This is a genomic window from Actinospica durhamensis (genome assembly GCF_018139695.1).
In the GTDB taxonomy this organism is placed as follows: Bacteria; Actinomycetota; Actinomycetes; order Streptomycetales; family Catenulisporaceae; genus Actinospica; species Actinospica durhamensis.
In genome coordinates, this window is record NZ_JAGSOG010000327.1 from 1 (window position 1) to 8,741 (window position 8,741).

At 74.8% G+C, this 8,741-nt stretch carries 9 protein-coding genes; 4 read left to right on the top strand and 5 right to left on the bottom strand.

Annotated elements, in window-relative coordinates:
• The coding region (locus KDL01_RS36150) for a hypothetical protein (RefSeq protein ID WP_212533211.1) at window positions 1-180 on the top strand (180 nt) is incomplete at its 5' end.
• Here KDL01_RS36150 and KDL01_RS36155 read toward each other — a convergent pair.
• Both KDL01_RS36155 and KDL01_RS36160 read right to left on the bottom strand, forming a co-directional pair.
• A complete protein-coding gene (locus tag KDL01_RS36155) occupies window positions 150-1,061 on the bottom strand; it encodes an alpha/beta fold hydrolase (RefSeq protein WP_212533212.1) in 912 nt (303 codons plus the stop codon). The two genes, KDL01_RS36150 and KDL01_RS36155, sit on opposite strands and share 31 nt — an antisense overlap.
• A 104-nt stretch (window positions 1,062-1,165) precedes the next feature.
• Window positions 1,166-1,480 carry a hypothetical protein gene (locus tag KDL01_RS36160; RefSeq protein ID WP_212533213.1) on the bottom strand — a complete coding sequence of 105 codons (315 nt, stop codon included), beginning with the start codon at window positions 1,478-1,480 and terminating at the stop codon, window positions 1,166-1,168.
• 80 nt (window positions 1,481-1,560) lie between these two features.
• On the opposite strand from KDL01_RS36160, the gene KDL01_RS36165 reads away from it, so the two are divergent.
• The 3 genes from KDL01_RS36165 (at window position 1,561) to KDL01_RS36175 (ending at window position 6,315) form a co-directional block, all read left to right on the top strand.
• A complete protein-coding gene (locus tag KDL01_RS36165) occupies window positions 1,561-2,139 on the top strand; it encodes a P-loop nucleotide/nucleoside kinase family protein (RefSeq protein ID WP_212533214.1) in 579 nt (192 codons plus the stop codon).
• A 120-nt stretch (window positions 2,140-2,259) separates the two neighbouring features.
• Entirely contained in the window at window positions 2,260-3,735 is a 1,476-nt protein-coding gene (locus KDL01_RS36170; protein ID WP_212533215.1) for an aldehyde dehydrogenase family protein, read from the top strand.
• A gap of 114 nt (window positions 3,736-3,849) precedes the next feature.
• Window positions 3,850-6,315 (top strand): helix-turn-helix domain-containing protein, encoded by a 2,466-nt coding sequence (locus KDL01_RS36175; protein WP_212533216.1) that lies wholly within the window; start codon window positions 3,850-3,852, stop codon window positions 6,313-6,315.
• A 10-nt stretch (window positions 6,316-6,325) separates the two neighbouring features.
• On the opposite strand, the gene KDL01_RS36180 is transcribed toward KDL01_RS36175, so the two are convergent.
• The 3 genes from KDL01_RS36180 to KDL01_RS36190 all read right to left on the bottom strand — a co-directional run.
• A complete protein-coding gene (locus tag KDL01_RS36180) occupies window positions 6,326-7,177 on the bottom strand; it encodes an isocitrate lyase/PEP mutase family protein (protein WP_212533217.1) in 852 nt (283 codons plus the stop codon).
• The gene (locus KDL01_RS36185; protein ID WP_212533218.1) at window positions 7,174-8,250 is read right to left on the bottom strand and encodes a cytochrome P450; all 1,077 of its coding nucleotides are present in this window, start codon (window positions 8,248-8,250) and stop codon (window positions 7,174-7,176) included. Before KDL01_RS36185 ends, KDL01_RS36180 begins: the two co-directional genes overlap by 4 nt.
• A gap of 55 nt (window positions 8,251-8,305) precedes the next feature.
• Window positions 8,306-8,741 (bottom strand): GNAT family N-acetyltransferase (locus KDL01_RS36190; protein ID WP_212533219.1); only part of this gene is annotated, 436 nt, incomplete at its 5' end.

Sequence of the window (8,741 nt, forward strand, 5' to 3'; positions counted from 1 at the left end):
GTCCACAACGGGCTCGGGCGCGGCGGCCAGGGGCTGGCCGATGCGGTCGAGTACGGCGTAGAAGAGTTCGACCGGGACGTACGGGTCGATTGCGCGCTGGAGCAGTTCGTCAAGTTCGGACGCGTCCAGGCGCCCGATGTCGGCTATCCCTACGGTATCCATGTACCGCACAACGAGTGACGCCCCGCTAGGTTACGCCCCGCGTTTCTTTCGATCTCCTGCGTGACCAGCGGCCAAGCACGCCGCGGCACCTCGTGCCCGACGCCTTCCAACACCAGCGCGCGACCCTGCGGCACCGAACGGGCCAGGACGCGGGCGGCCTGGGGCCGGATCAGCGGATCCTCGGCGCCGGCCAGGGCGAGCAGCGGCACGCTGACGGACTCGGGGTGGCGCAGCAGTCCGTCGTCGGCGCGCAGCGCGGCCAGCTGTCTGCGGGCGGTGGCCGGATCGCCGGGGGCCGCGGCCCGCACCCGCACCGCGGTGCGCCGGGCCCACTCCTCGTCGAAGGGCTGGGACCGGGCCGCGAGCATCCGCGCCGTCGACACCTGCACCGCGACGTCCTGCGCGTAGTCGGCGGCCTGACGGGTGCTCAGCCGGCCCAGCCGGGCCAGTCCGAGCAGGTCGAGGTGGGGCAGCACGTCGCGGGTGTGGAACCCGGCCGGCAGGCCCATCAGGGACACCACCGAGCGCACCCGCTCCGGCCGCCGCAGCGCGAGGCCCACCGCCACGCTCGCGCCGAGCGACATGCCCACCACGTGCGCGGCGCTCCAGCCGAGCGCGTCGAGCACGGCCGCGGCGTCGTCGATCATGTCCATGGCCGTATACGCGGGGACGCCGGGGCGGGCCGAGGGCCTGGCCCGGCTGGAGCGTCCGCAGTCGCGCAGGTCGTAGCGGACCACGGCGAAGCCGCGTGCGGCCAGGGCGGCGCAGAAGCCGTCCGGCCACCACTGCATCGGCGAGTCGAGGCCCTGGATGAGCAGGAGCGGGTGCCCGCCGGGCGGCCCGAAGGCCTCGAAGGCCAGACGTACCTGGCCGTTGCGGGCGAACCGCGCGGTCGCCATGGCCGCCTCCCGAATTCGAGCGAAGGAGCAGCGTGCAGGGGCTTTTCCGCTGATCTCCTGCCCGGCGGCGGACCGGATGAATCCGCCGCAGGGAGAGTTCGGGATCAGCCGGCTGATTCGTCCGGCGCGACAGCGCCCGACGGCGCCGCGGTGTCGCCGGAGTGTGCGCCGTGCCCGGCGTGCTCGGCCCGGCAGGTGCACTCGTGTGCCTGGGCGGAGCAGCCGCCGTGCGCGGTCGCGCCGTCGAAGGCCAGTGCGGCCAGCCGGTCCCAGGCGTCTGACGGCCCGTCGGCAAGCGCGTCCGAGGACGCCGTGTCCCACGCCGCTTCGGCCGGCGCGGGGGTCTCGGCGGCCTCGACGGTCTCGGCGTTGATCTGAGTGGTCACCAGGACCGGGTTCCCCCACGGCGGCCGATTCATGCGCCCCATCCCTCGAACAGGGGTATGAACCGGCGCCCGCACCGGATCCCTGACCGGCCGCGACGGGGGTATAAGGGGCCATGGGCTCCTCCCCCGCGCTGCTCGTCGTCAGCGGCCCGCCCGGCTCGGGCAAGACCACGCTCGCGCATCTGATCGCACGTCAGGTGGGCTGTCCGGCGATCTGCCGGGACGAGATCAAGGAGGGCATGGTGCACGCCACACCCGGCTTCGCCCCGGCCGAGGCCGCCGCCGTTCCCGACGCCGCCGCGCACGAGCTGAACCTGCGTACGCTGCCGGCCTTCTTCGGCGTGCTCGAGCTGCTGCTGCGGGCCGGGGTGACGACCGTGGCCGAGGCGGCGTTCCAGGACCACATCTGGCGCCCGCGTCTCGAGCCGCTGCGCGGGCTCGCCCGCATCCGTGTCGTGCACTGCCGGGTCTCGGCTGAGATAGCCCACGCGCGGGTGGTGCGGCGTCTGGCGGGCGATCCGTCCCGCCGCGCGCACGGCGAGCGCCCGGCCGCCGACGCCGCCGGACACGCGCCGGGCCACGACGGGTTCGTGCGGCCCGCGCTGGGCGTTCCCGAGCTGGAGGTGGACACGACGGACGGGTACGCCCCGGGGCTCGACGCGGTAGTCCGCCTGTTCGACGGAGTATGGTGAATAAAAGTTCAGCAAGCGAACACTCCAGCCCATTGACGTGCCGACGGCCCCGACCTAGCGTTCCGGCCAGCAGCGACACCAGCGACGAGGCTGGATCCGACAAACGACGGAGTGTGTGCCGTGGCCGCCATCACCAAGCGAGGTCTCATCCTTTCGGGCCGCGAGGTCCCCAGCCGGTCCGGCGCCGTCGCCGCGGACCGCAATCCGTGGACCGGCGAGGTGTACGCCGAGGTCGCGGCGGGCGGCGTGGAGGACGTGCGGGCCGCGGTGGACGCCGCGGCCGAGGCCTTCCCGGCCTGGGCGGCGACCAGGCCGGCCGAACGCCGGGCCATCCTCTCGCGCGCCGCCGACCTGCTCGCGGACCGGGCCAAGGACGTCATCGCGCTGATGGCCGACGAGGTCGGCGCGGTCGCCCCGTGGGCCGGGTTCAACGTGATGCTCGCCGCGGACATGCTGCGCGAGGCCGCCGCTTCGGTCTCCCAGCCGGTCGGCCAGGTGCTCGCGACCAACGCCGACGGCGTGCTCTCCACCCAGGTGCGCGTGCCCAAGGGCGTGGTCGCGGCCATCTCCCCGTGGAACGCGCCGGTGATCCTGGGCGTGCGGGCCGTGGCGATGCCGCTGGCCGTGGGCAACACCGTGGTGCTCAAGCCGAGCGAGGACGCCCCGATCGCCTGCGGCCTGCTCATCTCGGACGTGCTGCACGAGGCCGGCCTGCCCGCGGGCGTGCTCAACGTGGTCACCAACGACCGGGCCGAGGCCGGGGCCGTGGTCGAGGCGCTGATCGGCGACGAGCGCGTGCGCATGGTCAACTTCACCGGCTCCACCGAGGTGGGGCGGCGCATCGGCGTGCTGGCCGCGACCCACCTCAAGCCCGCGGTGCTCGAGCTCGGCGGGAAGAACGCCCTGGTCGTGCTGGACGACGCGGACGTGGACTACGCCGTGGACGCGGCGGTGTTCGGCGCGTACATGAACGCCGGCCAGATCTGCATGTGCGTGGACCGGGTGATCGTGGACCGCTCGGTCGCGGACGCCTTCACCGAGCGCTTCGCCGCGCGGGTGCGCGCCCTGCCGGTCGGCGACCCCGGCGCCTCCGGCACCGTGATCGGCCCGGTGATCAGCCCCTCCGCCGCCGAGCGGGTCTCCGCGCTGATCCGCGACGCGGTGGACAAGGGCGCCGAACTGGTCGCCGGCACCGGCGAGATCGAGGCGCCCGGCACGCTGATCCGCCCGACCGTGCTGGCCGGCGTGACCAAGGACATGCGCGTGTACTACGACGAGATCTTCGGCCCGGCCACGGTGATCCACCCGGTCGACGGGGTCGAGGAGGCGATCGCGCTGGCGAACGACACTCCGCACGGCCTGACCGCGGGCGTGATCACGCAGAACCTGGCCCGGGGCCTTGAGGTGGCGGCCCGGCTGCGCACCGGCATCGTGCACGTCAACGACCAGTCGATCGCGGACGAGCCGCAGGCGCCGTTCGGCGGTGTGAAGAACTCCGGCTACGGACGCTTCGGCGGCCAGGCCGGGGCCGAGTCCTTCACCGACACCCGCTGGGTGACCGCCCAGGTGAGCGGGCAGGCCCACTTCCCGATCTGACCCGCCGTCCGGATCGCGCCTCCTCGGCCGTCCGGCCCATCTGACGTCTCGTCAGCGCACAGTCGGCTCCGTACGATGCAAGATGGCGGTGCGGACGGACGAGGAGGTGGGGCGATGGCGGTCGAGGACGCGGCCGGGCGGCTGGCCCGGGAGCTGCGCGCGGCGAAGGACGCGGCGGGGCTCTCCCTCGCCCAGATCGGCCGGCACACGCACTACAGCCGGGCCTCGTGGGAACGCTGGCTCAACGGCAAGCGGTTGATCGTGCCGGACGCGCTGGCCGGATTCGCCGAGCTCACCGGCACCGACGGCGCGCACCTGGCCGCGCTGCTGGCGCGGGCGACGGCCGAGCGCGCGAGCGGCACCGGGGCTCAGCACCGCCCCGACGCGGCATCAGTCGTGCCGCCTCAGCACGACGCGTCGGCCACGCTCTCGCCCGCGCCGCGGCGTCCGGCCCAGCTGCCGCCCGGCGTCGGCGACTTCACCGGACGCAACACCCAGATCGCCGCGCTGCTCGAGGCCCTGGTGCCGCGGCCGGACGGGCAGCTCGGCCGCCCCTGCGTGGCCGTGGTCTGCGGCGGCGGGGGCATGGGCAAGACCAGCCTGGCCGTGCACGTCGCGCACCTCGCGGCCGCGCAGTACCCCGACGGCGCGCTGTTCGCGAACCTGGACGGGGCCGGCCGGAGCCCGAAGGATCCGGCCGCGGTGCTCGGGCGCTGGCTGGCCGAACTCGGCGACGGCCCGGAGCAGATCCCCGAGTCGCTCGAGGCGCGTTCCGCCCGGTTCCGCAGCGTGGTGCGCGACCGCGCGCTGCTGGTGCTGCTGGACAACGCCGGGGACGCCGCCCAGATCAGGCCCCTGCTTCCGGCCTCGGAACGCTGCGGCGTGCTGGTCACCAGCCGGGTCCAGCTGGCCCACCTGCCCGCCGCGCGACACGTGCAGCTCGAGCCGATGAGCTACCCGGAGGCGCTGAGCCTGCTGGAGAACGTGGCCGGGGTCCGGCGCGTGGCCCGCGAGCCGAAGGCGGCCGCCGCGGTGCTCGACGCGTGCGCGGGCCTGCCGCTGGCGCTGCGGATCTGCGCGGCCAGGCTGGAGACGCGGCCGGCTTGGAGCGTGCAGACGCTGGCCGAGCGGGTGGCCGACGTCCGCCGGCGGCTCGACGAACTCGCCGTCGGGGACCTGGCGACCCGCTCCACCTTCGACATGAGCTACGCCCAGCTCGCCGAGGACGAGCCGGACGCCGGGCCGCACGCGGAGCAGCACGCGGGGCCGGACGCCTCCTCGCGGGCCGCGGGTGCCCGCCCTGGCATCTCCCGCGCCCGCGCCTTCCGGCTGCTGGGCCTGGTCTCCACCCCCGACCTGTGCCTGCGTGCGGCGGCGGCGCTGTTCGGCGTGGACGAGGAGCAGGCCGAGTACGTCCTCGAATCCCTGGTCGACGTGCACCTGCTGGAGTCGCCCGCCCCCGAGCGCTACCGCTTCCACGACCTGATCCGGCTGTACGCGGCCGAGCGGGCCGAGCAGTCGGAGCCGCCCGAGCTGCGCCGGGCCGCGCTGGAGCGGATGCTGACCTGGTACACCCTGACCACCGACGCCGCCGGGCACCTGGTGCACCCGGGCCGCCCCTGGCTGCCCGCGCCGGACCTCGGCGTCGAGCCGGAGCCGCTCGCGGACGCGGACGCGGCGCTGGCCTGGTACCACCTCGAGCGCGCCAACCTGCTGGCCGCGGCCGAGCTGGCCGAGGCGAGCGGCCTGTACGACTTCGGCTGGCAGCTGCCGCACACCATGTGGCCGTTCTTCCTGATGCGCAGCAACCGGGCGGACTGGATCGCGGCCGCGGAGACCGGACTGCGCTGCGCCCACGCCCTGGGGGACCGGACGGTCGAGGGCCGGATGCGCAACAGCCGCGCCCAGGCGCTGACCGAGCTGCACCGGTTCGACGAGGCGATGCTCGACTACAAGGTCGCGCTCGAGGTCGCCACCGAACTCGGCCTCGAGGCGCAGACCGCTGCGACGCTGACCAGCCTGTGCATCGTGCACTGGGAAGCAGGGCACTACGACGAGGCGATCGCGTACGGCGACCAGGCCGTGGCCCGCAACCGCGCCTCCGGCAGCCTGCGCCCGCTCGCCGGCGCGCTGAACAACCTGGGCCACGCGATGCTGCGGGCGGGCCGGCACGCCGAGGCCGAACGCGCGGGCGCGGAGGCGGTGGAGATCGGCCGGGAGATCGACCACGGCCTGATCGTCGCCGACGGCCTGCTGATCCAGGCCGAAGCACGCTGGCGCATCGACGGCCGTGCCGAACCGGCCGAGTCCTGGTTCCGCGAGGCGCTGAAGCTGAGCAGCGGCCTCGGGCAGCTGCGCAACGAGGCGCAGACACGTGAGTTCTTCGGCGCGTTCCTGCTCGCGCAGGGCCGCGACGAGGAGGCCGAGGAGCTGCTGACCGGCTGCCTGAAGATCCTGGAGGCGATGGGCCATCCGAGGACTGCGATCGTGCGCACGAAGCTCGACCGGCTCCGCGGCAGCGACGGACTCACCGCCACCCAGGCGGACGCCGACGCGGGTACGGGCGCGGCGCTCGCGTAGTCCGGGCCGCTCAGCTGACGCCGTCCTCGCCCGCGAGCGCCTGGACCTCGGCGTACGCGGGGGCGTCGAAGGCCACTGACCTGTCCTGGCGAATCGACTCGGCCGCGTCGAGTGCGGCGCCGAGGGCGATCCGGTAGAGCAGCGAGCCGAGGCTGATCCGTCGTACGCCGAGGTCGCCGAGTTCGCGCACGTTGGGGCCGCCGGGGCGGTAGAGCACGTTGAGCGGGGCCCCGATTCCCTTCACCAGCTCGGTGATCCGCGCCGCATCGGCGACTCCGGGTACGAACACGCCGTCCGCCCCGGCCTCGCGGTAACGCACCAGCCGGCCCATGGTCTCTTCAGTCCGCACATCGAGCCAGTAGGTGTCCGTACGTGCATTGACGAAGAGGTCTGGCACGGCCGCCTTCACCGCGGCGATCCTGGCGGCGTGCAGGACCGGATCGGTGAGCGTGCCGTCGGCGCGCCCGTCTTCAAGATTGAGCCCGACCACGCCCGCGTCGGCCAGCTCACGCGCGAATTCGGCGACATCCTCGGGCTCGTCGGCGTAACCGTCCTCGGCGTCGATCGAGAGCAGGTACGGGCCGTCGCCGAGAGCGCGGGCCAGCGCCAGCGTGGCCGCGCGCGTGTGCCGTGCCCCGTCTCGGAATCCGGCGGACGCGGCGACGCCCAGGCTGGTCGTGGCCACCGCCGGGAACCCGGCGCGGGCGAGCGCGGCGGCACTGGCATGGTCCCACGCGTTCGGCAGCAGCAGCGGCTCGGCGTCATGATGGTGCAGTGCGGCGAACGCGGCGCGGCGGGCGCGGATCCGCTCGGAGTCCGCGGCAGGGCCTTGATCGGGGTTGGAGCCGGCGGCGCGCATCATGCGGCCTCGTCCAGTTCCGCCGGTCCGTGCCCGCGGGCCGCCTCCAGATTGCCGACGTGGTCGAGGATTCCGGCGGCGAGGGCGAAGGCGTGGCGGCGGCCGGGGCAGCGGCGCGGGTCGGCGCCGAAGGTGAGTGCGGGCATGGTGCGCTCCAGGTCGAAGGTGTCGGGGCGGGTGAAGACCTCGGGGTCACGGTTGGCGGCGGCGATGTCCAGGGTCACCGCGTCGCCCGCGGCCAGCGCCACGCCGCCGACCTGGACCGGGCGCAGCGCGACGCGCCGCATGGTGCGCACCGGCGGGTCGTGCCGCAGCGTCTCCGCCAGCACGGCCTCGACCTCGGGGTTCCCGGCTTGCGCACGCATCGCCCGCCGGGCGTGGTCCACCAGCGTGCCGGTCGCGTCGCAGGCCTGGACGAGCAGGCCGATCCGGTTGGCCGCGGCCTCCAGCCGGGCCGCCGCCACCCGCCCGTCGGCGTCGGCGCCCGGCTCGTCCCCGTCCTCGCCGACCGCCCTGGCCGCGCGTCCGTCCGCGCGCCCGGTCCGCCACATGTCGTGTTCGTGCCCTTCGATGCCGGGCAGCAGCGGCTCGTCGGCCGAGAGCAGCACGGCCATCAGCCGGGCTACCGCCGCGTCCGCGGCCTCCTCGTCCCCGCCGAAGTAGACCCCCGCGACCAGCAGCACGTCCGCGGCGACCGCGTCCGGATCGGGCAGGCCGAGCGCGTCGGCCAACACCCGCACGGCGAGCAGCCGCGCGTCGCCGGGCGCACCGCCGGTGTGGGCCGCGGCGGCCGCGGCGCGGGTCGCGGCCAGGCGCAGCCCGGCCGGGTCCAGCCGGTCGAGGTCGGCCTCGACCAGGCCGCGGCGCCGCTGGTGGGTCGGGCCGGAGGCGAAGCGGGCGACGGTGGCCCGCAGCCAGGCCGCGGTCCCCGGCCTGTCCGCGGGCTCGAGCGTGTCGGCTGCGCCGGGCGGTGTCGCGGCGGCGCGGGCGCGGGGCGGGATCGGGACGAGGGCCGGCTCGGCCAGCGCCGCGACGACGTCGGCGTAGCGGGAGAAGCGGTGCTCCTTGGCTGCCATGCCTCCAAACTAAGCCCGGGTTCGTTCGGTGACGGCCGAAGTATCCGGCGCGGCCTCAGCCGCCGAACCCGTAGAGCATGTACTGCCCGACCTGCTCGAACCCGAGCCGTCGATAGACCGGCTCGCCCTGCGCGGAGGCCTGCAGCGCGGCAACGCGATAGCCGGCCTCCCGGGCGAGCTCGAGGGCCGCGACCGTGATCGCGGTGCCGTAGCCGCGGCACTGCCGGTCCGGCAGCGTGACGATGTTGTAGAGCACCGCGACGTCCGCGTACAGCAGGGCCTCGGCCGTGCAGACGGGCACCTCCTCGACGTACCCGACCAGGAACCGTCCGCAGCTTCCGGGCGCCAGAGCGGCGAAGCGCGCGCGGCGCAGGAAGTCGTGCATCACCGGCCGCGGCGGATCCCAGCAGGAGCACAGCACGTCGACGAAATCAGCCCATTGCTCCGGCGTGCGCACCTCGCGGGCCGCGAACCCCGGTCCACCCGCGTCC

What these genes read in the sequence shown, in the direction of transcription:
- KDL01_RS36155 (WP_212533212.1), bottom strand. Translation starts at nt 1,061, where the DNA reads ATGGCGACCGCGCGGTTCGCCCGCAACGGCCAGGTACGTCTGGCCTTC.
- KDL01_RS36160 (WP_212533213.1), bottom strand. Translation starts at nt 1,480, where the DNA reads ATGAATCGGCCGCCGTGGGGGAACCCGGTCCTGGTGACCACTCAGATC.
- KDL01_RS36165 (WP_212533214.1), top strand. Translation starts at nt 1,561, where the DNA reads ATGGGCTCCTCCCCCGCGCTGCTCGTCGTCAGCGGCCCGCCCGGCTCG.
- KDL01_RS36175 (WP_212533216.1), top strand. Translation starts at nt 3,850, where the DNA reads ATGGCGGTCGAGGACGCGGCCGGGCGGCTGGCCCGGGAGCTGCGCGCG.
- KDL01_RS36180 (WP_212533217.1), bottom strand. Translation starts at nt 7,177, where the DNA reads ATGATGCGCGCCGCCGGCTCCAACCCCGATCAAGGCCCTGCCGCGGAC.
- KDL01_RS36185 (WP_212533218.1), bottom strand. Translation starts at nt 8,250, where the DNA reads ATGGCAGCCAAGGAGCACCGCTTCTCCCGCTACGCCGACGTCGTCGCG.